25 protein-coding genes and 2 pseudogenes are annotated in these 24,029 nt (G+C 43.8%); 14 read left to right on the forward strand and 13 right to left on the reverse strand.

Features of this window, described 5'->3' with window-relative positions; all coding sequences use genetic code 11:
• The 6 genes and pseudogenes from H6G48_RS27200 to H6G48_RS13775 form a co-directional block, all read right to left on the reverse strand.
• Window positions 1–113, reverse strand: a pseudogene (locus tag H6G48_RS27200) (transcriptional regulator); the annotation flags it as partial.
• Window positions 97–396, reverse strand: coding sequence for a type II toxin-antitoxin system HigB family toxin (locus H6G48_RS13755; RefSeq protein WP_002777884.1), 300 nt, complete (start codon window positions 394–396; stop codon window positions 97–99). The gene H6G48_RS13755 and the pseudogene H6G48_RS27200, both read right to left, overlap by 17 nt.
• Before the next feature lie 67 nt (window positions 397–463).
• Entirely contained in the window at window positions 464–895 is a 432-nt protein-coding gene (locus H6G48_RS13760) for a type II toxin-antitoxin system VapC family toxin (protein ID WP_190722202.1), read from the reverse strand.
• Window position 896: 1 nt separating this feature from the next.
• On the reverse strand, window positions 897–1,109 hold the full coding sequence (locus H6G48_RS13765; RefSeq protein ID WP_002797374.1) for a hypothetical protein: 213 nt from the start codon (window positions 1,107–1,109) through the stop codon (window positions 897–899).
• A gap of 118 nt (window positions 1,110–1,227) precedes the next feature.
• Complete coding sequence (locus H6G48_RS13770; protein ID WP_002777887.1) at window positions 1,228–1,581, reverse strand: DUF5615 family PIN-like protein; 354 nt, start codon at window positions 1,579–1,581, stop codon at window positions 1,228–1,230.
• Window positions 1,578–1,814: a DUF433 domain-containing protein gene (locus H6G48_RS13775; RefSeq protein ID WP_002758607.1), complete on the reverse strand. Its 237-nt coding sequence runs from the start codon at window positions 1,812–1,814 to the stop codon at window positions 1,578–1,580. Before H6G48_RS13775 ends, H6G48_RS13770 begins: the two co-directional genes overlap by 4 nt.
• A gap of 228 nt (window positions 1,815–2,042) precedes the next feature.
• On the opposite strand from H6G48_RS13775, the pseudogene H6G48_RS27490 reads away from it, so the two are divergent.
• Window positions 2,043–2,184, forward strand: a pseudogene (locus H6G48_RS27490) (type II toxin-antitoxin system VapB family antitoxin).
• Between the two features lie 68 nt (window positions 2,185–2,252).
• Here the strand turns inward: H6G48_RS27490 and dxs are convergent.
• The 5 genes from dxs to H6G48_RS13800 all read right to left on the reverse strand — a co-directional run bounded on the left by dxs (window position 2,253) and on the right by H6G48_RS13800 (window position 9,437).
• The gene (gene dxs, locus H6G48_RS13780) at window positions 2,253–4,163 is read right to left on the reverse strand and encodes a 1-deoxy-D-xylulose-5-phosphate synthase (protein ID WP_190722203.1); all 1,911 of its coding nucleotides are present in this window, start codon (window positions 4,161–4,163) and stop codon (window positions 2,253–2,255) included.
• A 73-nt stretch (window positions 4,164–4,236) separates the two neighbouring features.
• A complete protein-coding gene (larB, locus tag H6G48_RS13785) occupies window positions 4,237–5,007 on the reverse strand; it encodes a nickel pincer cofactor biosynthesis protein LarB (protein ID WP_190722204.1) in 771 nt (256 codons plus the stop codon).
• A gap of 218 nt (window positions 5,008–5,225) precedes the next feature.
• Complete coding sequence (locus H6G48_RS13790) at window positions 5,226–6,974, reverse strand: ribonuclease J (RefSeq protein WP_190722205.1); 1,749 nt, start codon at window positions 6,972–6,974, stop codon at window positions 5,226–5,228.
• A 243-nt stretch (window positions 6,975–7,217) separates the two neighbouring features.
• Window positions 7,218–8,111 carry a 4-hydroxy-tetrahydrodipicolinate synthase gene (dapA, locus tag H6G48_RS13795; protein ID WP_190722206.1) on the reverse strand — a complete coding sequence of 298 codons (894 nt, stop codon included), beginning with the start codon at window positions 8,109–8,111 and terminating at the stop codon, window positions 7,218–7,220.
• Between the two features lie 288 nt (window positions 8,112–8,399).
• Window positions 8,400–9,437: an aspartate-semialdehyde dehydrogenase gene (locus H6G48_RS13800; protein WP_190722207.1), complete on the reverse strand. Its 1,038-nt coding sequence runs from the start codon at window positions 9,435–9,437 to the stop codon at window positions 8,400–8,402.
• Window positions 9,438–9,761: 324 nt separating this feature from the next.
• Here H6G48_RS13800 and tig point away from each other — a divergent pair, with 324 nt between their 5' ends.
• The 5 genes from tig to H6G48_RS13825 all read left to right on the forward strand — a co-directional run bounded on the left by tig (window position 9,762) and on the right by H6G48_RS13825 (window position 14,736).
• Complete coding sequence (tig, locus tag H6G48_RS13805) at window positions 9,762–11,156, forward strand: trigger factor (protein ID WP_190722208.1); 1,395 nt, start codon at window positions 9,762–9,764, stop codon at window positions 11,154–11,156.
• A 224-nt stretch (window positions 11,157–11,380) separates the two neighbouring features.
• Window positions 11,381–12,082, forward strand: coding sequence for an ATP-dependent Clp endopeptidase proteolytic subunit ClpP (gene clpP / locus H6G48_RS13810; protein ID WP_002797385.1), 702 nt, complete (start codon window positions 11,381–11,383; stop codon window positions 12,080–12,082).
• A 10-nt stretch (window positions 12,083–12,092) separates the two neighbouring features.
• The gene (gene clpX, locus H6G48_RS13815; RefSeq protein ID WP_190722209.1) at window positions 12,093–13,427 is read left to right on the forward strand and encodes an ATP-dependent protease ATP-binding subunit ClpX; all 1,335 of its coding nucleotides are present in this window, start codon (window positions 12,093–12,095) and stop codon (window positions 13,425–13,427) included.
• Window positions 13,428–13,448: 21 nt separating this feature from the next.
• Entirely contained in the window at window positions 13,449–13,655 is a 207-nt protein-coding gene (locus H6G48_RS13820) for a hypothetical protein (RefSeq protein WP_002797389.1), read from the forward strand.
• A 223-nt stretch (window positions 13,656–13,878) separates the two neighbouring features.
• Window positions 13,879–14,736: an alpha/beta fold hydrolase gene (locus tag H6G48_RS13825; RefSeq protein ID WP_190722210.1), complete on the forward strand. Its 858-nt coding sequence runs from the start codon at window positions 13,879–13,881 to the stop codon at window positions 14,734–14,736.
• Between the two features lie 12 nt (window positions 14,737–14,748).
• Here H6G48_RS13825 and H6G48_RS13830 read toward each other — a convergent pair whose 3' ends face one another.
• The gene (locus tag H6G48_RS13830) at window positions 14,749–15,699 is read right to left on the reverse strand and encodes an undecaprenyl-diphosphate phosphatase (RefSeq protein ID WP_190722211.1); all 951 of its coding nucleotides are present in this window, start codon (window positions 15,697–15,699) and stop codon (window positions 14,749–14,751) included.
• A 360-nt stretch (window positions 15,700–16,059) separates the two neighbouring features.
• Between H6G48_RS13830 and H6G48_RS13835 the strand changes: the two genes are divergently transcribed.
• Both H6G48_RS13835 and dps read left to right on the forward strand, forming a co-directional pair.
• A complete protein-coding gene (locus H6G48_RS13835; protein ID WP_190722212.1) occupies window positions 16,060–16,791 on the forward strand; it encodes a glutathione peroxidase in 732 nt (243 codons plus the stop codon).
• Between the two features lie 222 nt (window positions 16,792–17,013).
• On the forward strand, window positions 17,014–17,547 hold the full coding sequence (gene dps, locus H6G48_RS13840; RefSeq protein WP_002758588.1) for a DNA starvation/stationary phase protection protein Dps: 534 nt from the start codon (window positions 17,014–17,016) through the stop codon (window positions 17,545–17,547).
• Window positions 17,548–17,579: 32 nt separating this feature from the next.
• On the opposite strand, the gene H6G48_RS13845 is transcribed toward dps, so the two are convergent.
• Window positions 17,580–18,863, reverse strand: a complete 1,284-nt coding sequence (locus H6G48_RS13845; RefSeq protein ID WP_190722213.1) for a protein kinase domain-containing protein — start codon at window positions 18,861–18,863, stop codon at window positions 17,580–17,582.
• Window positions 18,864–19,302: 439 nt separating this feature from the next.
• Between H6G48_RS13845 and H6G48_RS13850 the strand changes: the two genes are divergently transcribed.
• From H6G48_RS13850 to H6G48_RS13865, 6 genes are all read left to right on the forward strand, one after another.
• On the forward strand, window positions 19,303–20,019 hold the full coding sequence (locus tag H6G48_RS13850) for a hypothetical protein (RefSeq protein WP_242034644.1): 717 nt from the start codon (window positions 19,303–19,305) through the stop codon (window positions 20,017–20,019).
• A gap of 272 nt (window positions 20,020–20,291) precedes the next feature.
• Window positions 20,292–20,453: a RipA family octameric membrane protein gene (locus tag H6G48_RS27495; RefSeq protein ID WP_423202543.1), complete on the forward strand. Its 162-nt coding sequence runs from the start codon at window positions 20,292–20,294 to the stop codon at window positions 20,451–20,453.
• Window positions 20,419–20,655, forward strand: a complete 237-nt coding sequence (locus tag H6G48_RS27500; RefSeq protein ID WP_479724318.1) for a RipA family octameric membrane protein — start codon at window positions 20,419–20,421, stop codon at window positions 20,653–20,655. Before H6G48_RS27495 ends, H6G48_RS27500 begins: the two co-directional genes overlap by 35 nt.
• A 164-nt stretch (window positions 20,656–20,819) precedes the next feature.
• The gene (locus H6G48_RS13855; RefSeq protein WP_242034645.1) at window positions 20,820–21,407 is read left to right on the forward strand and encodes a M14 family metallopeptidase; all 588 of its coding nucleotides are present in this window, start codon (window positions 20,820–20,822) and stop codon (window positions 21,405–21,407) included.
• A gap of 101 nt (window positions 21,408–21,508) precedes the next feature.
• A complete protein-coding gene (locus H6G48_RS13860; protein ID WP_242034646.1) occupies window positions 21,509–21,850 on the forward strand; it encodes a hypothetical protein in 342 nt (113 codons plus the stop codon).
• Between the two features lie 63 nt (window positions 21,851–21,913).
• Window positions 21,914–23,821 carry a methyltransferase domain-containing protein gene (locus H6G48_RS13865; protein WP_190722214.1) on the forward strand — a complete coding sequence of 636 codons (1,908 nt, stop codon included), beginning with the start codon at window positions 21,914–21,916 and terminating at the stop codon, window positions 23,819–23,821.
• The last annotated feature ends 208 nt before the right edge of the window (window positions 23,822–24,029 follow it).

Genomic DNA, 24,029 nt, shown 5'->3' on the forward strand with positions numbered 1-24,029 from the left:
AATTCTTCCACAATAGCCAAAGCTTTTTCATTTTCTGCCTCTGTTTTAATAACTTTAGGTAAATGGCGAGCTAGTAATTCTTTGTATTTTTCTGGATTAAAAGTAAGGGTCATTTTTCCATTGCTCCTTATCGTATTCAGCGTGAGTTAAAACATACTTGATATAAATTAGCCGCTTCTGATAATCGATACTGGTTATGAGACGATAACTATTCCCTTTAATGTTAAAAACAGTAAAGTTACCAACTGCTTCTGCTTTAGGAAATACTGTTTGAACCTCAACTAAATTATACCAAATCGCTTTACTGGCAATTTTATACCAATTCTCTAAAGCTATTCGGGAATCAGCGTGTTTATTCGTAAATTCTCGTAGTCTTCGATAGCTGATGACGTGCATTTATAAAAACAAACATAAATTATCTCTGGGGGTGATTCGCTGCCAAAGTTGGTTTTCCATAGGTAATTCAGTTGCCTGTAATCGTCCAATCTTCTGCTCTTAAACCGGCAATTTGCCCAAAATCTGAGAGATTTCTCGTCAGCAGGATAGCCTGATTAACCATTGAGATAGCAGCAATCTTCAAATCCATCGAACCCAAACGAGGGTAAGTTACCCGAAGTTCTTGAAAAACTTGACCTGCCTTTTCATCAAAGCCGACAATGGGAATCGTGCGATAATTAGCGAGGTGCTTTTCTAGCCTTCGATAGGCAACAACTTGGGTTTCAATCGAACTGGTCTTGGCTATGTAACTGAGCCATCCCCGCATTTGTTCTTCGTAGGTGATAATTGTGGTGGCAACTTCGCTGCTCGTAATAGCAGCCAGTTTTTTCAGCAATTGTTGTGCCGGTTGTCCCCCGCGATCGAGAATAGTAATATGATCGGTGTCAAGGAGATACATTTCAGGGTTCGGATGCTTCCTCGGCTAAAGGTTTTAGAGACTGACGGTACTCTTGACCAAACTGCATTGCCTCTTCGTAAACCGGATCGTCAGCAAAAGTGCCGACAATTTTTTCCCACCAGGGAGTTTCGCTGACAGTAGGTAGCAAACGCTTAAGCAGTGCTACTTCAGCTTCTAAAGCTGCTAGTCTTATCTCTAGATCAGTGCTTAACATGGTTGACATATCCTCCTATTCTGCTCTTGCTCAAAGGTTAGCTTTAAAACAAAATTTGTTTCAACGCCAGAAGCCATACGATGAACTGATGAAACCATACACAGCACTCCGGGTAAAATTATTGATGAACGATGATTGAGTTGCGACTCATTTCTATTAGGGAATGTTGAGTAAAAAGTGCTTTTATTTGAGGTAAATTATTCTGAAATAATGCTTCTAATTCAACATTCGTAATATTACCCGTAGTCACTAGCAGAAGCTTATAAGGTTCTTGACTAATCAAAAATGAATCGAGAAAATCTGTGTCTTTGGTAATAACAATACGATTTTGTTGAATTGAAAGAGCGTTAATTTCTGCATCTGTCGTGGCATTTTGTTGGGGTAAATCTTTAGTATGAATTGTATCATGACCAGCAGCTTGCAAAAAACGAGCTAAACGAACTGGCAATTGAGCATCGACTAAAAAGTTCATGGTGCAATTTGGTAGATGCTTTTTACCTGAGTTAATCGAGTGGCAAACAATAACGCCGCTAGAATATCCTCCCGTTCCAAATCATCGTAGTCGGCTAAAATATCTTCGATACTCATGCCAGAACTAAGTAATTCTAGGATAAATTCAACAGGATAACGCAATCCTCGAAGGCAAGGTTTGCCATGACAGATATTTAAATCGAGGGTGATTCGCTGCCAAAGTTGGTTTTCCATAGGTAATTCAGTTGCTTGTAATCGTCCAATCTTCTCTCCGCCTACTTCTACTATGCACAATTCTGTCTTTAAGTCAAGTGGCTTTAGAAAACTTTAAGCAATTTCTTGACAAAATTTAACCTTTTTTCTCATTTTTGAACCCTCACAAATTAATTATGCAAGGGGTTTAATCTACTATACACAACTAGGGATACTACGAGAACTAACACTGTCATTGTTGACCAACTCATGGCTGATGCTCTTAAAGCTACTGGACTCTCTTATTCTTTGTGTGATAAATTTAACTTCTATAGTAGTGATCGATCTTTGTGTCCTTTGTGTCTGGAGTGGTTCGTTCCCCTCACTATTTATTGCTGGCAGTCTTCATTGACTATCTAGACCAAAAAAACCAGTCTTCCCTAATTTTTCGGGAAAACTGGCCAAGCTAATCTTGAGATTTTAACCGACGTTAGCGGTTTGTTTTTGGCTAAAAAATGCCGCTAAAACCTGTTGGGCAATCTGGGGACTGGTTAAACCCAAATCAGCGAAAGATTCCTCTGGTTTTGCGTGGTCCACTAATTTATCGGGAACCCCGAAACGCTTGACCGGAACTAGAATATTAGCATCCTGTAAAGCTTCCAAAACCGCAGAACCAAAACCACCCATCAAACAACCTTCTTCTAAAGTCACCACCTTACCAAGACGTTGGGCAAGGGGAAAGATAAGTTCTGTATCAAGGGGCTTGACAAAACGAGCATTAACCACTGTGGCTTCGATGCCGTGTTCGCTGAGGATTTCGGCCACCTGTAGGGAAGTGTTGACCATAGTGCCGTATCCTAACAGGAGAATATCATCGCCACTGCGGAGAATTTCGCCCTTACCGATGGGTAAAGCTTCCCACCCCTCTTCCATCAGGGGAACCCCTAAACCGTTGCCCCGGGGATAACGCATGGCAATGGGGCCGCTGGTATGATTAATCCCCGTTACCACCATTCTTTGCAGTTCCGCCTCATCTTTGGGGGCCATAATGGTCATATTGGGGATACAACGCAGGTAGGCGATATCGTACATCCCTTGGTGAGTCGGTCCATCGGCCCCGACAATACCGGCCCGGTCCATGCAGAAGAAAACCGGTAGATTTTGAATGCAGATATCATGAATAATCTGATCAAAAGCCCGCTGCAGGAAAGTAGAGTAAATAGTGACAACCGGGCGCATTCCTTCGCAAGCAAGACCACCAGCGAGAGTAACGGCGTGTTGTTCGGCAATTCCCACATCGATGTACTGTTTCGGTAGTTTTGCCTGAAATTTATCTAATCCCGTCCCGGTGGCCATAGCGGCGGTGATACCGATAATGCGCGGGTCATTTTCCGCCAATTTAGTGAGAGTATGCCCGAAAACTTTAGAATAAGCCGGAGGTTTCGGTTTACTGGAGGGAATCGGTTTACCCGTGGCTAAATTAAAGGGATTTTGGGCATGATAACCCACTTGATCTTTTTCGGCCCATTCGTAGCCTTTGCCTTTCACGGTGGCAACGTGGACGAAAACCGGTCCGTGGACCTTATGGGCCTGTTTAAAAGTGGCGATTAATTCGGGAATATTATGACCATCAATCGGGCCAAAATATTTAAAGCCCAATTCCTCAATGACAGCGCCGACTTTGGGAACTGCTAACCGTTTCATTCCTTCTTTGACTCGTTCCATTTCCGGAGTGAGGGAGTCACCGAAGAAGGGTAGATGTTTCAATTGTTCTTCGAGATTATCGGCGATAAACTGGACGGGTTCGCTCAAACGAACTTTATTGAGATAGCGGGAAATTGCCCCGACGTTGGGGGAAATGGACATCTCGTTATCGTTGAGGATAACCATGATGTTGGTGTTCGGTAAATGTCCAGCATGGTTAATCGCCTCTAGGGCCATACCCCCGGTTAAAGCGCCATCCCCGATGATCGATACCACCTTGAAATCTTCCCCCTTGGCATCCCGGGCTAAAGCCATTCCTAACCCCGCAGAAATGCTCGTAGAGGCGTGTCCAGCCCCAAAATGGTCAAATTTGCTCTCGCAACGTTTTAGATAGCCCGCAACGCCATTTTTTTGGCGCAGGGTGTGAAAATCATTATAGCGACCGGTAAGGAGTTTGTGCGGATAAGCTTGGTGTCCCACGTCCCAAAGGACTTTATCTCGATCGAGATCGAGGGTTTGGTAAAGGGCGATCGTTAGTTCTACGACTCCTAACCCCGGTCCCAAATGTCCACCGGTAGCGGCGATCGTCTGGAGGTGTTTTTCGCGAATCTGACGGGCAATATCTTCTAATTGACGGAGTGATAAACCATGTAACTGGTTGGGATGAGTAATTTCACTTAGGTGCATATCGGCTTCTTTTTCAAAGTAGTTTATCCCTATACCAACTGTATAGGATCTTCAGCCTGAGATGAGGGAAAATCTAGGCTAATCTGGCCGCCGTGCGTAAAATTTGGCCGGCTAACATGGCAGCCCCAAAACCATTATCGATATTAACCACACCGATACCGACCGCGCAGGAATTGAGCATAGTTAACAAAGGAGCAATACCGCCGAAACTGGTTCCGTAACCGATACTGGTGGGAACGGCGATCACCGGGCGATCAACTAATCCCGCTACCACACTTGGTAAGGCTCCTTCCATTCCCGCAACAACAATTAACACATCGGCGGCATCCAATAGATGGCGATGATTCAAGAGGCGATGAATTCCCGCCACCCCCACATCCCAGAGACGCTGCACGGAAAAACCGCATAATTGAGCAGTAACCGCCGCCTCCTCCGCTACGGGAATATCGGCAGTTCCCGCCGTTAGGATGGAAATTATCCCTTTTGGGGGATTTTCTGGGGCAGCTGCGGCAATGGCACAGATGCGGGCTAAGGGATAATAAACTAAGTCTGTCACCTGTTCCTGTAGCTGCGCTGCTGTCTCTGCTTCAATGCGGGTGGCCATAACCACGGGACTATTTTGACGCAAAACATTGATGATTTGGGCGATTTGAGCGGTGGTTTTACCCGGCCCCCAGATAACCTCCGGAAATCCCGTTCTTAATTGACGATGATGGTCAATTTTAGCGAAGTCTTCCACCGGTTCAAAGGCCAGATGTTTAAGTTTATCTAAGGCTGTCTCTGGGTTAATTTCTCCCCTGGCAACGGCGGTCAGCAGCGATCGCAAATCGGCAGCATGGAACATGGTCAGTTATCAATGGGAAGTGGGGTGTGGGGTGTGGGGTGTGGGGTGTGGGGAAGTGGGAGAGTGGGGAAGTGGGGAAGTGGGGAAGTGGGGAAGTGGGGTGTGGGGGGATGGGAAGGATAAATAAAAATAATCTCCTGTCTCCTGTCTGGGAGTCTCCTGTCTGGGAGTCTCCTGTCTGGGAGTCTCCTGTCTGGGAGTCTCCTGTCCCACTGCTATTAGGAGGCCATGGTAGCTGCGGGACGACGGCGGCGATAAGTACGATTGTTCGCTGGTTCCGTTGCCGCCGCTTGCAGGAGGAAAATCACTAGAGGTTGACTCTGTAACTCCCGTTTAATTAAACGCTGCAAAGTCGTCTCGATTTCGGCCCGCAAACCGGCCCAATCCTGGACTCCCGTGGCGGTTTTAAATTCACCGATGCGATCGCTTAAACAGCGTTCGATCGCCCGAATAATTAACTGATTCAGCAGCGAGATTTCCACTTTTGTGACCACACCGCGCAAATTAATCTCTGGAGGTGCGCTTAATTGTCCCTCACCGTTAACGAAGGATGCGATCGTAATCACACCATCTTCGGCTAACTGTTGTCTTTCCTGCATAATGTGTTCGTGGACTACACCCGCTTGATCGACTAACTCGATTCCCGAAGGCACTGGCGCGCCAAGTCCAATGCGATCGCCAGTTAACTCGATCGTGTCACCATTTTTGACAATTACCATATTTTCGGCGGGAATACCCATACTTTGGGCCATCTGAGCGTGTTTGACCAGCATTCGGTGTTCTCCATGCACTGGCACAAAAAACTTCGGCCGCGTCAAAGATAACATCAATTTATGGTCTTCTTGGGAACCATGGCCGGAAACGTGAATTCCCTTATCGCGTCCGTAAACAACGTTAGCCCCCTGCATCATCAGGCGATCAATTGTATTGACTACAGCGATCGTATTACCCGGAATCGGATTAGCGGAAAAGACAATCGTATCCCCCTGACGCGCACGAATATGAGGATGTTCACCCTTAGAAATCCGCGTCATGGCTGCTAAAGGTTCCCCCTGGGAGCCTGTAGTTAAAATGACGATTTTATCATCGGCTAAATTGCGGGTCGCTTTCAAGGGTTCAAATATATCGTCGGGACATTTTATATACCCCAAGTTACGCGCATGAGCGATGACATTTAACATCGATCGACCCACTACCACCACTTTCCGGTTAAATTTCTGGGCCAATTTCAACACCAGATTAATCCGATGCACCGAGGAAGCAAAGGTAGTAATCATAATCCGTCCCGTTGCTTGGTTAAAAACCCGCTCTAAACCGGGATAAACGGAAGCTTCCGAGGGAGTATAACCGGCTACTTCTGCGTTAGTGGAATCACTCAATAAACATAGCACCCCTTTCTCGCCATGTTCGGCAATTTTTTGTAGATCAAAGAATTCGCCATCGACGGGAGTATGGTCAATTTTAAAATCTCCTGTGTGAATAACTACCCCTAAAGGAGTGTGAATTGCTACACAAAAACTATCGGCGATCGAGTGGGTATTGCGGATATATTCCACCATGAAAGATTTACCTAAACGCACCATTTGCCGGGGAACTACGGTTTCTAATTTGGTACGATTTGCTAATCCTGCTTCTTCCAATTTATCCCGCAATAAAGCCATCGCTAGACGCGGACCGTAGATAATTGGTACATCAAATTGTTTGAGATGGTAGGGAATGCCACCGATATGATCTTCGTGACCGTGGGTGACGATCATACCCTTAATTTTATGGCGATTTTCTCTTAGATAAGTCATATCGGGAAGCACTACATTGACCCCGTGCATATCATCGGAAGGAAAAGCTAAACCGGCATCCAGGAGAATAATCTCATCATCGTACTCAAAAACACAGGTGTTTTTGCCGATTTCGTGTAGTCCTCCTAGGGGAATGATCTTTAGTTTTGCTTGGGTTTTATCTTGATTCATTAGGTGTCCTTTGATGGTAAGTTATGGTGATTTTTCAGGTGGGTTTTGTGGACGGGAAATCTCAAAAAATGAATAGTTAGAATAAGTCGAACTAGGGAAATAACACCTAGCTAAACTCACTTAGTATCAATACTTTCTAGCAGTTCTAAACTATATTTCTTTTCTTCTAGTTAAGCTATTAATATTATAACCTACTTTCTCGAAAAAATCCTAGTTTAGTTAGCCAAATTTTCTAGTATTTTTCTAGATTAAGGCCAATTCTTGCATAATTTTTGCTAATCCTTCTTCTAGTTCGGGACTTAAGGAACATAAAGGAAGTCTTAGACCCCCCACCTCCCAACCGACTAGATTTAAGGCCGCTTTAATTGGAATTGGATTAGTGGCACAGAATAAACCTTTAAACAGGGGAAATAATTTCAAGTTAATCTCGATCGCTTTGGCTGCATCTCCAGTTAAGAAAGCTTGAATCATTCCTTGAATTTCTTCTCCCACTAGATGACTAGCAACACTGACCACCCCCACCGCACCACAGGTCATTAGGGGTAAGGTAAGAAAATCATCGCCAGAATAAATAGCGAAATTTTCAGGAGTATGACAGTAAATCTTACAGGTTTGTTCTAAATTACCACTAGCTTCTTTTACCGCCACAATATTATCAACTGCTGCCAGTTTAATAATCGTTTCTGGGGTCATATTTTGACCGGTGCGACCGGGGATATTATAAAGCATCACCGGCAGATCGGGACAAGCTTTGGCAATGGTCAGAAAATGCTCGTATAAACCCTCTTGGGGAGGTTTATTGTAGTAGGGAACCACCTGTAAAGAACCATCTAAACCCAGTTTAGCAGCCTGTTGGGTAGCTTCGATCGCTTCGGAAGTGGAATTAGAACCCGTCCCCGCAATCACTTTTCCCCGACCATTAACCGCTTTTTTGACAATACTAAATAGTTCGTACTCTTCCTGCCAACTTAGGGTGGGTGATTCTCCCGTCGTCCCACAGACCACTATACCATCGCTACCGTGGGTAACTAGATAATCGGCCAATTTTTCCACCAGGGCATAATTAACTTGACCCTCGACGGTGAAGGGAGTCACCATCGCCGTAATTACTCGTCCAAAATATGTTGTTTCACTCATTTATCAGTTATCAGTTATCAGTTATCAGTTATCAGTTATCAGCTTCTGAAGGCAAGAGGCAACAGGCAAGAGGCAAAAGAAAGAATCTGGCAATTTTCCTACCCAAAAAGAAGGTTATCAACTAAGTACATCGAAGCCTTTAGCTTCACAAATTAGGTTTTAGATTCGGCCTTTGTTACCAGTTTTTGAGCGATCAGCAATCAGCTTTCAGACTTTACTTATCCGGTTAATTAGCTATTTTTCTAATTATTATCGCCTTGATTTAGCTGATGGCTGATCGCTTAATTATCAAACTGTTGCTAATCTTGAACCGACGAGATTTTTCTTGACTAAAAGTTCGGCAATTTGTACAGCATTTAAAGCCGCACCCTTGCGAATTTGATCGCCGCATAGCCACAATTCTAGACCGTTAGGATGGGAGATATCTTGACGAATGCGTCCCACTAATACTTCATCGCGACCGGTAGCATCAATTGGCATGGGAAAATAATTAGCGTCCCAATCTTCCACTAATTTTACCCCCGGAGCGGACTGAAGAATCTCTCTAGCCTTCACCACAGAAAAAGGCTGACTAAATTCTAGGTTAACCGATTCCGAATGGGCCCGCAGCACGGGAACCCTTACACAGGTGGCGCTAACCCGCAGCCCCGGACAAGCAAAAATCTTGCGGGTTTCGTTGACCATTTTCATTTCTTCCTCGCAGTACCCTTGACCATTAATCGGGGTATTGTGGGGAAAAAGATTAAAAGCGAGGGGATAGGGGAAGGAATTAGTGGGAGGTTGCCGATTATCAAGAATTGCTTGCGCTTGCTGTTTTACCTCCTCCATGGCTCGCGCTCCAGCACCACTAGCAGACTGATAAGTAGAAACTACTACTCGCTCGATCGCCTGTACTTGGTGGAGAGGCCAGATCGCCACTCCTAAAAGAATTGTCGTACAGTTGGGATTAGCGATAATGCCCCGGTGATTGTCCACACTGTCGGGATTGATTTCTGGGACAACCAAAGGCACTTCGGGATTCATGCGAAAAGCACTGGAGTTATCGATAATCGTCGCACCCGACTCGACAATAGTTTTCGCCCAAGCTTTCGAGGTGGCCCCCCCCGCAGAAGCAAGAACTATATCCACGTCCTGAAAAGAGCGCTCGTTTACCGCTTCGATGAGGAGACTTTCGCCCCGAAAATCGAGGGTTTTTCCAGCAGAACGCTCGGAAGCCAGTAATTTTAGACTAGCGAGAGGAAATTGACGACTAGCTAATAACTCTAGTAATTCCGTTCCCACGGCCCCGGTGGCTCCTAAAATAGCGACCCGTACTTTTTGACTCAAATTGTGTGACCTCCTGACGAGTTGGGTGATGATAATGATCCGAAGAAATCGTTACAGTAAAAAATCTTTTTTGTCCACCGAGTTATTCTAAAACTTGGATTGATCGGCTTTTGATCAGCAAAATTTTCTGATTGGGCTTAACTGCCCCAAGGACGGAATAAGTTAAATATACCCCATTGACCGCTAAAATAAAAAGATTGTGACAGCTTGGGGAACAACTGCAGCTATTCCCCTAGAATATCATGAGCGGGACGGATCCACCGCAGGCGTAAACACCGCTCACCCTATTATAAACGTTCCTTGTCGTAAGAGCTAGAAAAATCAATGAAAGTTATTCAGGAAAAGCTTCCTGCCAGTCAGATAGGTTTAGAAATTGAAATTCCCGCCGAAACCACGAAAAACACCCACGAGCAAGTGGTCAAGAATTTAGCGAAGTCGGCCAATATACCCGGTTTTCGCCCCGGCAAGGTTCCCCGTCAGATCCTTCTGCAAAGATTGGGAACTAAGGCGGTAAAAGCGGCGGTAATTGAGGAATTAATTGAAAATTGCCTCGAATCTGCCCTGAAACAGGAGGGTATCGAGTCCCTGGGCAATCCACAGCTATTGTCTAAGTTTGAGGATTTGATCGCTGCCTATGAACCGGGTAAAGCTTTGACTTTTTCAGTTTCCCTGGATGTGGCCCCGACAATTATTCTCGGAGATTACGAAAATCTGAGCGTTACTGCCGAAGAAACCGTTTATGATCCCGAATCCGTGGAAAATTGGTTTAAAGAGCGTCAAGAACAGTTAGCAACATTGGTTCCCGTGGAAGATCGCGGGGCGCAGCTGGGAGATGTGGCGATCGTTGATTATCGGGGCAAATCCGCCGAAACTGGCGAGGATATCCCGGATATTGACGGCGAAGATCTGCGGGTGGATATGGAAGCAGGACGCTTTATCGAGGGTATGGTGGAAGGAATTATCGGCATGAAACCGGAAGAAGTCAAAGAGATGACTTTAACTTTCCCGGAAGATTATCCCAAAGAAGATGTGGCAGCAAAAGCGGTAATCTTTACAATTACGATGAAAGAGTTAAAAGCGAAGGAATTACCAGAGCTTGACGACGATTTTGCCCAAGAAGTCAGCGATCAGGAAACAATCGCCGAATTAAGAGCAAGTTTAGAGAAACGTTTCCAAGAACAAGCGGAGAAGGAAACCAAAGAAAGCATTGATGACGCTTTAACCAAGGAATTAGTCAAGGGTGCGACTTTAGATTTACCGGAGACGCTGATCGAAAAGGAAGTGACGCATATTTTGACCCAAAGCTTCATGCAGTTCCAACAAATGGGGCTAGATGTCAACCAGTTGTTTACAAAAGATAATATTCCCAAAATGCGGGAAAACGCCCGTCCCGATGCGATCGAAAGTCTGAAAGAGACTCTGGTGGTGCAGGAATTGGCTAAAGTCGCGGGCATTGAAGTCAGTCCCGAAGCGGTAGCGGAAAAAATCGCTAATATCATGGCCCAATTGTCCGATCGCGACATAGATATGCAGCGTCTGGAACAGGTGATCACTGAAGAAATGCTGGCGGAAAACACCCTGGAATGGCTGAAAGAAAAAGCTACTATCACCCTTGTCCCCAAAGGTTCCCTAGAGGAAGAAACAAGCGAGGAGGAGGAAACGGAAGAAACCTTCGCATTCACCGAAGTGGAAGTGTTGGCAGCCGAGGAAGAACCGTAAGGAGTTAGCAGTCGTGTTGGGTGTTGGGGTTTTAGGGTTTTGGGGTATTAGTTGAATTCCCCCATTCCCCCATCTCCTGATAACTGATAACCGATTCCTGCCAACCGGGGGAAACTTAGGGCATAATAGATGGACAGAAGTGCTAAAGATGCTTAACATTTGCCAATAAAAGCTCCACAGCCAAGCAAAAACCCTAAGATTGTGATAGCGGAACCGAAAAAATTATGCTCGAATCGAGATCACCTGACTACCCAATTACCAGTAATTGTCGCCCTGCTATCTACGCCAACACGGGGAGAAACTCCCTAGCTAACGTTTTACCCGTGGTAATCGAACAGTCTGGCATGGGTGAACGGGCTTTTGATATCTATTCTCGACTCTTGCGCGAGAGAATTGTCTTTTTGGGAACCCCCGTCGATGATCAGGTCGCTGATTCGATCGTCGCCCAACTCCTCTACTTGGAAGCAGAAGATCCCGAAAAAGATATCCAACTCTATATCAACTCCCCCGGTGGTTCCGTTTATGCCGGACTGGCTATCTACGACACCATGCAACAAATTCGCCCCGACGTGGCGACAATTTGTTTCGGTTTAGCGGCTAGTATGGGAGCATTCCTGCTTTGTGGCGGCGCGGCAGGTAAACGGATGTCCCTACCCAGTAGCCGGATCATGATTCACCAACCCCTCGGCGGTGCCCAAGGTCAAGCTAGTGATATCGCCATCCAAGCCAAAGAGATCCTCTATATTAAACAGAGACTCAATACCATGCTGGCTCACCACACCGGTCAACCCTACGATCGCATCGCCAACGACACCGAACGGGACTTTTTCATGTCGGCCGTCGAAGCCAAAGAATATGGGTTAATCGATCAGGTGATTTCCCGTCCCGAACTGCCCGATCCTACCGTTCCCGTTACTTCCCTGTAAATAATAAACTATGTCTAAATACGACTCCCACCTCAAGTGTTCATTTTGCGGCAAATCCCAGGAACAAGTGCGAAAATTAATCGCCGGGCCGGGGGTCTATATTTGTGACGAGTGTGTGGAACTGTGTAACGAAATTCTCGATGAGGAATTGATGGAACCGCCTAGTCCGGTCGCCCCAGTGGAGGAACGCCCCAACAAACGGCGATCGGGCCAAAACAAAACCACTTGGGAACAAATTCCCAAACCAAGAGAGATTAAAAAATACCTCGATGACTACGTTATTGGTCAAAATGAGGCGAAAAAAGTGCTTTCTGTGGCCGTTTATAACCATTACAAACGCCTCAAAGATATCCAAACCCAAAAAGCCGGTGGCGGCAATCCGGAAGATAGCATCGAACTGCAAAAATCTAATATTCTGTTAATTGGTCCCACAGGATCGGGAAAAACCCTTCTAGCTCAAACTCTGGCCAAAATCCTCGATGTACCTTTTGCTGTCGCCGATGCCACCACTTTAACCGAGGCCGGTTATGTGGGGGAAGATGTGGAAAATATTCTCTTGCGTCTGTTACAAGTGGCAGATTTAGACGTGGAAGAGGCGCAGCGGGGCATTATCTACATCGATGAAATCGATAAAATTGCCCGCAAGAGCGAAAATACCTCGATTACCCGGGATGTGTCCGGAGAAGGGGTACAGCAAGCTTTACTGAAAATGTTAGAGGGAACGATCGCCAATGTTCCCCCCCAAGGCGGCCGCAAACACCCCTATCAGGATTGTATTCAGATCGACACCAGCAATATCCTGTTTATCTGCGGTGGGGCGTTTGTCGGTTTAGATAAGGTGATCGATCAGCGTCTCGGTAAAAAATCCATGGGCTTTATTCAACCGGGAGATGGCCAAGCTAGTAAGGATAAGGTAGCGGCAGGGTTATTAAAACAAATGACTCCCGATGATTTAGTCAAATTTGGCATGATTCCAGAGTTTGTCGGTCGGATTCCCATCCTAGCGGCACTGTCACCCCTGGATGAGGAAGCTTTAATCGCTATCCTGACCCAACCCCGCAACGCTTTGGTGAAACAGTATCAAAAACTGTTGAAGATGGACAATGTACAGTTAGAGTTTAAATCTGATGCCGTCCTAGCGATCGCCCAAGAAGCCTATCGTCGCAAAACCGGGGCCCGGGCCCTGCGGGGTATTGTCGAGGAATTAATGCTCGATGTCATGTACGAATTGCCCTCGCGCAAGGACGTGAAACGATGTTTAATCACCCGCGAAATGGTGGAAAAACGTTCCACGGCAGAGCTATTGGTTCATCCTTCCTCTTTACCCAGTCAAGAATCCGCTTAAGGGGAAAAATCGAGGTTAACCATGCTGAACACCGTTCCTGCGATCATCAAAGAAGGCCGGATCGAACTCCTCGAATCCGTGCCGATTCCAGAGGGTACTAGAGTTCTAGTCACCCTCATCCCGGAGGAGACAAACTCGGATTTCTGGCAAAAAGTCAGCGAAACTGCACTGGCTAAGATTTGGGATAATCTGGAAGACGACATCTATGAACGATTACTCGAAGCTTGAAATCGTTCTCGTTCGTTATCCTTAAGACAATCGGACGACTATCGGACACAGATGCGCGACGTTGGCAAAACTCTTTACGAGGATGGCTAGGTATCTAAGTAGGTGGGTGGAATTAAATATAAGATGAACGTAGGTTGGGTTGAAGCATGAAACCCAACGCCCGCATGGGTTACGCTACCGCTAACCCATCCTACAAATAATTGTACCTCCCTACTTAACTATCATGAAAACTCAAATAATCGATAAAACAGTCACTGTTCGCGGTGTTCCCCACTATTACGAGTGGATTCGGGGGTCAGAATCTGCCCAGAAAAAGCCGGTTATGGTGTTTATTCATGGTTGGGGAGGATCGGGACGCTATTGGCGATCAACCGCTGCGGCAATTTGCGATCGCTTTGATTGTTTATTGTACGATATGCGCGGTTTTGGTCGGTCTAAATTGCCAGAAAAATCTATTGATCTTTCCTACGATTTAGAAGAATATGCCCTTGATTTGGCCTTGTTTTTAGATAGTTTGGAAATTGAAAAAGTCTATCTCAATAGTCACTCTATGGGGGCATCGGTGGCGACTTTTTTTATTACTATGTACCCCGAAAGAGTGGTCAAAGCAATTTTAACCTGTAATGGCATTTTTGAGTATAATAAAGCGGCTTTTGCTGCCTTCCATAAATTCGGTAAGTATGTGGTACAGTTTCGTTATGATTGGTTTTTAAAAGTACCTTTTGCCGATCGATTATTTATGGCGAGATTTTTGCATCGATCGATCCCAAAATCAGAAAGAATTGCTTTTTTAGAAGATTTTTTAGCGGCGGATTATGAGGCAGCCCTAGGCACAATTTATACATCTGTGAGTAAAAAGGCAGTGGAAATTATGCCGGGTAAATTTGCTGAGATTAAGGTACCAACTCTTTTAGTATCAGGGGAAAAAGACATTATTATCCCCGCCAAAATGGGCAAAATGGCGGCGGATTTGAATAATAATATCCAGTATGTGGAGATGGCTAATACTGCTCACTTTCCCATGTTAGAAGATGCCCCTACTTATCTAAAAAAATTGCAAGATTTTTTAGAAATTAATTAGAATGCCAAAAGGTCAGGAAAAACGCCCCAAGGCTACACCAATCAGGATAGTAACCCCGAAAAAGAGACGATACCAGACAAAAACCCAGGTACTCTGTTTTTTGAGATAATCTAATAACCAAGCGATCGAAAGATAGGAAAATATCGCCGAGGAAATTACCCCAATAGCGAGGGGAATTAATTCACTGGTGTTAATCTGGTCGAGAACGCCTTTAAATTCCACTAAACCGGCTAAAGTTATCGCCGGAATCCCCAACAGAAAGGAAAATCGCGCCGCTACGGCCCTTTCTAAACCCATGAATAACCCGGCAGTTAAGGTGGACCCAGAACGAGATACCCCCGGTATTAGGGCTAAAGCTTGGGCTAATCCCATTAAAACCCCGTCTTTTTGTCGCAAAGTCTCAAAACTGCGTTTATGTTTCCCGATTTTTTCGGCCGTACCTAAGAGTAAAGACATGACTATGGAGGCACAGGCGATCGCTGTCATGCTTCTCAGGGGGGAATTATCTAAATCGGGAATGAAAAGTTTCATTAACAAACCGAAGAAAACGATCGGAATTGTGCCTAGGATAATCCCCACGGCCAAACGAAAATCCTGGGAACGATAATCGGAACTAGCCACCGCTTTCACCATTCCTGTGGATATTTGCCTTAAATCCTGCCAAAAATAGGACAATACCGCCGCAATACTGCCCAATTGAATCACTGCCGTATAGGTGACACCGGGATCTCCCCAACCCAAAAAGACGGGAATCACTTTTAGATGAGCGGTACTGCTAATCGGCAAAAATTCTGTCACTCCCTGCACAAATCCCAAAAAAATCGCCTGTAACCAGTTAATTTTTGCCAGAGGTATGGTGCTAGTGGTTGATTGGGCAATGACGGCGGGTGTAATCGCCAAAATCACCGTTATTATCGCTAGTCCTAGCCATTTATAGCTTTTTTTCAGGAAGGAAAACATCATTTTTCAGTAAAAAAAGGGGTTGGGGTGTGGGGAGAAGTGGGAATTATGAATTATCAATTATGAATTATGAATTGGGAGGTGGGGAAGTGGGGAGACCACTTCGTGCGCGTTGCGGGGGGAGACAGGAGACAGTATACAGGAGACAGAAGTAACTGATAACAAGGGACGAATCTAAAACCTTATTTCTAATCTTCTTTTTAGGTGGGAGAATTGCCAGATTCCTTCTTGGAGACTCTTGCCTGTTGCCTTCAGTAACTAATTTAAGTATAAATACTTGTTGACAACTCATAGTCGTTATGAGTACACTTAATTTAGACAAACTCAAAATGAGTACGACTGAGCAATTAGGAGTTGACGATTATGCTACCAAACCGAGAAGGGCAGAGAGTTCCCGATGTCACCTTTCCTGTACGTCAAAATAATCAATGGGTGAACATCACCAGCGAGGAATTATTCAAAGGAAAAACCGTTGTTCTTTTTGCCTTACCCGGGGCATTCACTCCCACCTGTTCCACCTCCCATTTACCCGGATATAACGAATTAGCCCCAGTTTTTCGGGAAAATGGCGTAGATAGTATTGTTTGCTTGTCGGTGAATGATACCTTTGTCATGAACGAGTGGGCAAAAGACCAAGAATGTGATAATATCCTTTTGATTCCCGACGGTAACGGCGAATTTAGCGCAGGAATGGGGATGTTAGTCGATAAAGCTGACTTAGGTTTCGGTAAACGTTCTTGGCGCTATTCGATGCTAGTCAAAGATGGTGTTATCGAGAAAATGTTCATCGAACCAGAAGAACCGGGAGATCCTTTCAAAGTCTCCGATGCAGAAACGATGTTACACTACATCAACCCAGAAGCCAAAAAACCGCCTTTAGTCTCTCTTTTCTCGAAAGTCGGCTGTCCCTACTGCCTCCGGGCTAAGAAAATGTTAGAAGAAAAAGGCCTACAATACGAAGAAATTATCCTCGGACGGGATGCCACCAGTCGTTCTCTGCGGGCCATGAGTGGTAATACCACCACCCCACAAGTCTTCATTAACGGGCAATTAATTGGCGGTTCGGAAGAATTAGCGGCTTATTTAGGAGCATAATTAATCAGCTATCAGCTATCAGCCTCTGATTTTTCAATTAATTAGCCATTTTTCTAGTTATCAACACTATTATCTAGCTGACGGCTGAGGGCGATGTTAATCAATTCTGAAAGGGGATGTGTATAACTTGAGCTTAATTGTAGGATCAAAATCAGTCCCCTCTACACGGACACAAGTGAGAAAATTATCGAGTATTCTGTTAACTGATCAAGGAGAAAGATTATGGTAGCCACTCCAGTCAAAACCAAAACCACGGGACAATACTACGCCACTCGTATCGATTTAGCATTAGATATCCGCAAAGCTGTGGTTGAAATCTTAAGCCAAACCCTTGCCGCTAGTTTAGACCTAAAAACTCAGGTTAAACAGGCCCACTGGAATGTAAAAGGTTTAAATTTCTACCAATTGCACAGCCTATTCGACGAAATGGCCACGGAATTAGAAGGCTATGGGGACATGGTAGCAGAACGGATTACCGCTTTAGGTGGAACCGCTTTGGGAACAGCGCGCATCGCTGCCGCTAACTCGATTCTGCCGGAATATCCGGCTGATATCGTCGATGGTAGTGAACATATCGTTGCTTTAGCCGAACGTTATGCCTTATACGCCGCCCATCTTCGTTCTGCTATTGATACCACTGGCAATCAAGGGGATGCCGACACAGCAGATCTCTATACGGAAATCTCCCGGGACATCGATAAACGTCTCTGGTTCCTAGAAGCGCATCTGATTAAATCGGAAGATGTTATCAGATAAATTTGGGGTGTATTAACTTAGCTTAATACACCTTAAATTCTCGTAATCGGTAAACGTAGCCAATCACTTAACTGTTGTGCCAACCAATCTAATTCCGCTTCGCTAACATCTTCACTGGCAGTGATAACATATTCTCGATGGTTGGCAACGAGAACCAGAGAAGGAGGAATAATATTAACATTTTCTCCCTGCATAGTGACGGTGACATTGCGACGGAGGAGACTATAAATTTCGGAACTAGCAGCATCGGCAGTTAGTTTAAATTTTAGCCCCCAGAGTTTTTGGTAGAGAGAAACTTTTTTGGGGGTAAGTTTTAACTCTAGTTCCCCCTGCCAAAAAGATTTCCATAACTGCCAAGATAAACTAGAGGAGATTAAATTGAGCAGAAAAATTAGGATAATCGGGATTAAAAAAGCGACCAGTTTGAGATCATAAATACCGACTATGGTTAAGAGAATGATCGTAAAGAATAGGGATGGTAAAAACTGTCTTAACTGGGTTTTGAGATTGTTGAAAAACTTTTGTTTGGTTTTACTAGCGATTTTTATTTGCAGGAGATTATCTTTTTTATAAACAGTAACTTCGCTGCCGTAGGGTTTGGTCAGATTGCCAATAGATACTAAGATCAATTGACAACTATATAAGCTGGCTAAAGCTTCTGTCACCGAACGAAAATGAGAGTCTGGGGGGGAGTTTGATAATCTTTTTAACCAATAGATGAAAAAAGCACTTAGATTAGTTTTTTGTTCAAAGTTTTCGGGTATGTAACGATGCTTAATCCCCGTGGCTAAACTAATCAAACTTTTACCTATATCCTGTAAGTCCGTGGTGGGAGAATCGGAATCAAAGGCAAAATCAACTAGATAAAAACGATGGGACTGGGTATCAAAGAGGATATTACTAAGTTTAATATTGCCGTGGTTAATGGGGACATCCTGCTGATGGAGATAGGAGAGAATCTCCAAAAGATATTTGGCAATTTGTTTGAGATCTTGTTCTGCTAACAAATAACTGGAGTTTAGATAGTTTTCTAAAGGCTGCGCTGATAAATAAGGTCGGACAATAGCGATGATTTGTTCTTGGGATGAATCTATCTCAAAGCTATCGAGGTATTTGGGGAGAGATGGGTGGGAGAGTTGTCGCAACAGGGCAATTTTACCAGTTATTTCTCCGATCAACTGACTCCCTTGCCCCCTAGGAACAGAAATAAGTTTAATGATAACTAACTGGGTGGTGTGTCTGTCCCTAGCTAAGATAGTTTTTTTTCCCAGTAACTGTTGGACTTGATAACGACTATGGAGAACTCGATCGAGCATGGGGGAGGATGGAGTAAGGAGTATTTCTAGGATAGCTCACTCTGGAAACTCTAGCCGCCATCTTTAGCATCCTTTTAATATTTTAACCCATATTCCCCACTTCAGTTTGAAGCATAAAAAACTACAGGTCTTTTCAAAGAAAAAAAATCAGAATAAGCCAAAAAAATACTCAACCAATCAGATATTGAGAAGAAATCATCAAATACCAAATATTTTTTCGGCTCAAAGAGTTAAACTAAGTCACAACCAGCAGTCATCGGCAAGAGTTGTTGGTTGGGAGAAGCCGAGAGGCCTTTCCGGATAGTCAAAGCAAGCTATAATTAAATCGGCTCGCTTGTGAGTTTATTCTCTGCTTGGCACGACTGCCAAGGGTAACGACAAGAGTAAACCAGGGGGCTACGATAAACCTAAAATTTTCCCAAAATAGGAGGAACCTCTCATGGTTGAGGCCATCTTACCGGGTACTTACATAACAGTACGAGATGAAGGACTGATTAGCGCTGGTCAGGTTGTTTCAGGAAATATCGGAATTGTTGGAACCGCAGCCAAAGGACCAGTGGATGAGGTACAAATTCTTGGCAGTTTTTCGGAAGCTAAAGCAATTTTCGGGGAAATTGATCCCGCTCGCCAACTAACCTTAATTCAAGCACTAGAGCAGATTTATAACAATGGCGGTAAGACTGTCTATGCAGTTCGTACAGGCACTAACGCCACCAGAGCTGCCTACAAAATCAAAGATAGCACCGACAAAGAGCTGGTGAAACTGGAGGCACAAACTCCAGGAACCTGGGGTAATGACATCAAGATCAAAATCACTAATGCTGACTCGTCTGGTAAGAGCAAGAAAGTCGAGCTAACCTATCAAAATACTAAAGAAACCTATACCATTTCTAAGTCCGGCGACTTGGAACAACAAGTCAATAACCAGACTAAAGGTTCTAATTTAGTGACTGCCACTCTAGCTAAAGACTCTTCCTCCGAGGCTTTACCGAAAAACACCAGCGAAAGTGGTGAGAAATTTGCCGCAGGCTCCGATGGAAAACCAGCTAGTGCCGAGGAATATAAAAATAGTCTGGTACAATTGGAGAATGAACTAATAAACTTGGTTTTGCTGGCTGGACAGGATGACAGGATGTCACCAACCCCGAAATGGTGACAGCACTGCTGGGTCACTTGAACACAACCGCGACAATCAAGCGAGAACGGATCGGCCTTATTGGTAGCGGAACCTCTGATGATGTTGACACGATCGCCAAGTCACTAGCTGAAGAAAAAGCCCAATGCTGAGGTGAAGAGACCGCAAATTAACCTAAAAAGAGATAGAAAGAGATAGAAAGGATGAATAGAAATCTAAGTGAAGAAGAACAAAAGAAGCCGCTTTAAAAAAACGCTGACAAACAGTTAAATCTGCCTAATTCAAACGAAGCAATAAAAGCAAGTTATGGAGCCAACTTTCAATCTCATCTCTTAGAGCAGTACAAAATGTATGTGGAGATGATGGATAGAGTTACTGAAAGAAGAGGAAAGACTAATACCTTCTATTTGTCATTACTATCTGGCTTGGGCTCTTCTGGTTTCTGTACTGGTTGAAAAAATCTTGTTACCTCAATCTAAAGATAAATATATTGTTCTACTAATATTAGCAACTTTGGGAGTTTGTCTCTGTTTTATATGGCGTAGCAATATTGATTCATATAAACAAATTAACTTTCTGAAATTCCAGGTAATTTACGAAATAGAGCCAAATTTACCTTTCCCTTGCTACAAGAGAGAATGGGAAATATTGGAGTAAAATCCGCGCATCCAATATAGACGTTTATCCAAGATTGAGAAGTATGTTCCTTTGATTCTTGCCATTCCATACCTTGGTTTATTTATTTACTCTCTATCCAGCTTACTCAGATGATTCGTTTAAATCAAAAAAGCTAGGATCAAGTTTCAGTCAGATAATTGTGGATGAAGATGATGGTAAATTCGGGAGGATTTCGTCTGGTGTCGTTTGACTCAGGCAAACTAGGTCCAACGGTATGTGTGGTAGGAGGGGTGCATGGAGACGAGACTTGTGGACTCAATGCTATCGAGGTTTTGGAGCGTGAGTTAGCTGTAGGGGGCAGACTTTTACGAGGTCGTTTGCTGACGCTAGTTGCCAATCTGAAAGCCATTCGACTTACAAGACGTTTTGTTGACTTTGATCTCAACAGAGCTTTCGGAAAATCTGACGCTTTTGGACACGAATCTCAATTGGCTAAGGATCTCGCCCCCTATCTGATAGAGATGGACTATATACTAGATTTGCATTCAACCTCTGCTCCAACAAGACCTTTTTGTGCTGGGGCTTTAACAAATCGCCATTTGGAAATGTTCTGGATGACGGGATTAGAGATTTATACTCACGGTTGGGAAGTTCATCGAGGACATACTATGCTTATAGTGGGACTTAGACAAAAAACAAATCGAGAAAAGCCTCAACTCCAATCCCCGCTTGGGATTTACTTCGAGAAGCCCAAAATCGCTGAAACCCAGATAGATCAAGGAAAATCATAAATCGAGGTTAACCCTTTGTACCATAATGGTTTGAGCCTTTTTTGCTGACCGAAAACGCCTAAGTCCCAATAGACGAAGTTAACCGGTTAGGCGGAGTTGGAGTGATCGCCGAATGTGGAAGAACGGGCGCTCGTGAGACGGATAAGATCGCTTATAGCACTGCTATTCACCTCCTTCAAGAACTAAAAATGCTTGCGCCTGTTAAGTTACAGCCTACGGCAAGCCATACAATTGTTAGGATTGAACAGATCATAAGAGCTAATAGTGACAGGGTTTCCTTCACACGCCATTTTGAAAACTTCGATCCAGTCAAGGCGTTTGAGGTAGTGGCTTATGACGATGGAGAACCAGTTACATATCATCTTCCGTTTGCCATTGCTATGCCCACACAAGGTAAACTACAAGTGGGGGATGAGGCTTTTGGAGTAGGCATAATCGAGTAATCTTTCTTTACTTCACTCATCTCTTCAAATTCAAGAATTATTACCTCTACAATGGAGTTTTTTATGGAGATACTAGTCTTTATCTCTTGGTCAGGCGAGTGGGGGAAGCCACTAGCTGAACATCTCGCCGACACAATATTTAAATATTCTCCTCTAAAAAGTTGGATATCATCTCGTGATATACCTCCAGGAGAAAACTGGTATGACGCAACTATGAAAGCTTCGCAGCAAGCCAAAATTGGCGTTGTCTGCTTAACTCCTGGTGCTTCTAAAAGCTCTTGGCTAAACTTTGAGACTGGTTTGCTAGTCGCACGGCTAGAAAAAATTAAGATTATCAATTTTGGTGAAAGATTAATTGAGCCGTTAAAACGCTATCAAGCAATTGAAGCTGCTAACCGTGACGATTGGGTAAAATTGCTACAAGATATGAATTCTGAATGGAACAACAAGATGTGTCAAGCATTGGTAAACGGCTGGTTTCCTGACTGGCAAAAGTTTTTGGCAGAGCGAACACGATCTCCTCATGTTTATTTCCGTGACATAGGTAATATCCTCGGCAGGGTTCATGATGAAGTAGAAACACTAAATTCTCAAAATGCTTATGTCAAGAAAAACCTTTGCTTTCAAAGAGTTATTTATGACTCTTATTCTCAACTTTATGAGCGTTCTAGAAATATAGAATCGACCTTTTCACTTCCAGCATCTCAGTATCCATTATATCTTATTTCTTTACAAAAAAATCTAGAAAATTGTTATGTCAAGGCAATCGCTCTCGTCAACGTCGAAGAACAGTTTTGGTCACAGCCGATGGGACGGGAAATTTTAACAACTTCGTGTTCAGAAAACATTAGAGTGTTTGCATTTTTCTCTGAAAAGGAGTTTGATTACCATCTAGCAACTCTCCGAGAACATTCTAAGAAATACAATGTTTATGCAATAAGTTTGACCAAGCTATCAGATGTCTTGGGAGCTAACAATACTAAAGACTTTTCTATTATTGAGGTATCAGGAAGCAAGCTGCTTGCAGTATATGATGATGACAACACGGAAGAAAAGAATATCTCTTTTATTGCTGATCCAAACATGATTGCCCAGCACGAAGAATTATTTGAGAAATTATTATCCTCAAAAATACCTGTTTTTATACCTCCCCATACTATCCAAGAGAAAGCAGAGACTGATTCCCTAAGAGCGAGGATTTTTAAAGACCTAGTTCCCTATGAAAGAAAACTTATAGAAATGTCTGAATATATTGATGTAATACCCTATGATGAACATGAAGAAAAGCACGCTTATTATCAAGATATGATGTCAAAAATGATCGAAATTTTTTTAGAGCATAGTAGCAACAATTCTTCCCCAATCAGAATATTAGAATTAGGTGCAGGTACAGGCATTTTTACTGTCCGCTTAAATAAAATTACCAATGTAACTGAGATAGTGGCCGTAGAAATTGACTGGCATTGCTATCAAATTCTTAAGGGTAAATTCAGAGAGCAATATAAAAAAGTCAAGACTCTTAATAAAGACAGCCGTACTTACAATCCAGAGGGAGAATTTGATTATATATTTTCCTCGTTTGCAGACCATCATATTAAGACGGCTGACAAAGCAAAATACTTTGATAATATCAAGCAGAATTTGAAGCCTAATGGTCTAATGATTGTAGGAGATGAATTTCTTCGTAAACATGATCCGAATGATAGGGATGATCGAGACTCTGCTTTGAAAGATTACCACAGTCATATTATTGACATTGCTAAAGGACAGGGGGAAATGATTTTGGCAGAACTTGAGAGACAAGCCTTACAATCTGGTCTGGAGGAAAAGGGAGATTTTAAAGTCTCTTGTGAGCAGTATGAAGAATTGCTGAAACAAGCAAAATTTAAATTTAAAAAAGAGAAAATTGGACCTGAAAATATAGATAATATTGGTGGTGTATATGTTTACACTGCATGGCTACCTACTTAGGTTTAATTCATCACCTATCAACCGCCCCAATTCTCTCACCTTTTCTCCCAGCAAATTCTCTAACTCCACCAACTGCCCTCTCAACCCTTCCCCCCTAACCTGAGACTCCAGAAACTCCGCCGTCTCCCCCTGTCCCAAGCGATACCTAATCCTCATTATTTCCTGTTGCTGATTGTAGGTTTTGTAAGGATTCAGGTCATACAAAAAG

It is taken from the genome of Microcystis flos-aquae FACHB-1344 (assembly GCF_014698375.1).
Taxonomy (GTDB): Bacteria; Cyanobacteriota; Cyanobacteriia; order Cyanobacteriales; family Microcystaceae; genus Microcystis; species Microcystis aeruginosa.

Excerpts from the sequence above, each read along its gene's own strand:
- H6G48_RS13765 (WP_002797374.1), bottom strand. The coding sequence starts at position 1,109 with ATGTTAAGCACTGATCTAGAGATAAGACTAGCAGCTTTAGAAGCTGAA.
- dapA (WP_190722206.1), bottom strand. The coding sequence starts at position 8,111 with ATGAGTGAAACAACATATTTTGGACGAGTAATTACGGCGATGGTGACT.
- H6G48_RS13820 (WP_002797389.1), top strand. The coding sequence starts at position 13,449 with ATGCTGAACACCGTTCCTGCGATCATCAAAGAAGGCCGGATCGAACTC.
- H6G48_RS13755 (WP_002777884.1), bottom strand. The coding sequence starts at position 396 with ATGCACGTCATCAGCTATCGAAGACTACGAGAATTTACGAATAAACAC.
- H6G48_RS13770 (WP_002777887.1), bottom strand. The coding sequence starts at position 1,581 with ATGAACTTTTTAGTCGATGCTCAATTGCCAGTTCGTTTAGCTCGTTTT.
- larB (WP_190722204.1), bottom strand. The coding sequence starts at position 5,007 with ATGTTCCATGCTGCCGATTTGCGATCGCTGCTGACCGCCGTTGCCAGG.
- H6G48_RS13850 (WP_242034644.1), top strand. The coding sequence starts at position 19,303 with ATGGTTGAGGCCATCTTACCGGGTACTTACATAACAGTACGAGATGAA.
- dps (WP_002758588.1), top strand. The coding sequence starts at position 17,014 with ATGGTAGCCACTCCAGTCAAAACCAAAACCACGGGACAATACTACGCC.
- clpP (WP_002797385.1), top strand. The coding sequence starts at position 11,381 with ATGCTCGAATCGAGATCACCTGACTACCCAATTACCAGTAATTGTCGC.
- H6G48_RS13845 (WP_190722213.1), bottom strand. The coding sequence starts at position 18,863 with ATGCTCGATCGAGTTCTCCATAGTCGTTATCAAGTCCAACAGTTACTG.
- H6G48_RS13855 (WP_242034645.1), top strand. The coding sequence starts at position 20,820 with ATGAAGATGATGGTAAATTCGGGAGGATTTCGTCTGGTGTCGTTTGAC.
- H6G48_RS13825 (WP_190722210.1), top strand. The coding sequence starts at position 13,879 with ATGAAAACTCAAATAATCGATAAAACAGTCACTGTTCGCGGTGTTCCC.
- H6G48_RS13835 (WP_190722212.1), top strand. The coding sequence starts at position 16,060 with ATGCTACCAAACCGAGAAGGGCAGAGAGTTCCCGATGTCACCTTTCCT.
- clpX (WP_190722209.1), top strand. The coding sequence starts at position 12,093 with ATGTCTAAATACGACTCCCACCTCAAGTGTTCATTTTGCGGCAAATCC.
- H6G48_RS13865 (WP_190722214.1), top strand. The coding sequence starts at position 21,914 with ATGGAGATACTAGTCTTTATCTCTTGGTCAGGCGAGTGGGGGAAGCCA.
- H6G48_RS13830 (WP_190722211.1), bottom strand. The coding sequence starts at position 15,699 with ATGATGTTTTCCTTCCTGAAAAAAAGCTATAAATGGCTAGGACTAGCG.
- H6G48_RS13790 (WP_190722205.1), bottom strand. The coding sequence starts at position 6,974 with ATGAATCAAGATAAAACCCAAGCAAAACTAAAGATCATTCCCCTAGGA.
- tig (WP_190722208.1), top strand. The coding sequence starts at position 9,762 with ATGAAAGTTATTCAGGAAAAGCTTCCTGCCAGTCAGATAGGTTTAGAA.
- H6G48_RS13760 (WP_190722202.1), bottom strand. The coding sequence starts at position 895 with ATGTATCTCCTTGACACCGATCATATTACTATTCTCGATCGCGGGGGA.
- H6G48_RS13775 (WP_002758607.1), bottom strand. The coding sequence starts at position 1,814 with ATGGAAAACCAACTTTGGCAGCGAATCACCCTCGATTTAAATATCTGT.
- dxs (WP_190722203.1), bottom strand. The coding sequence starts at position 4,163 with ATGCACCTAAGTGAAATTACTCATCCCAACCAGTTACATGGTTTATCA.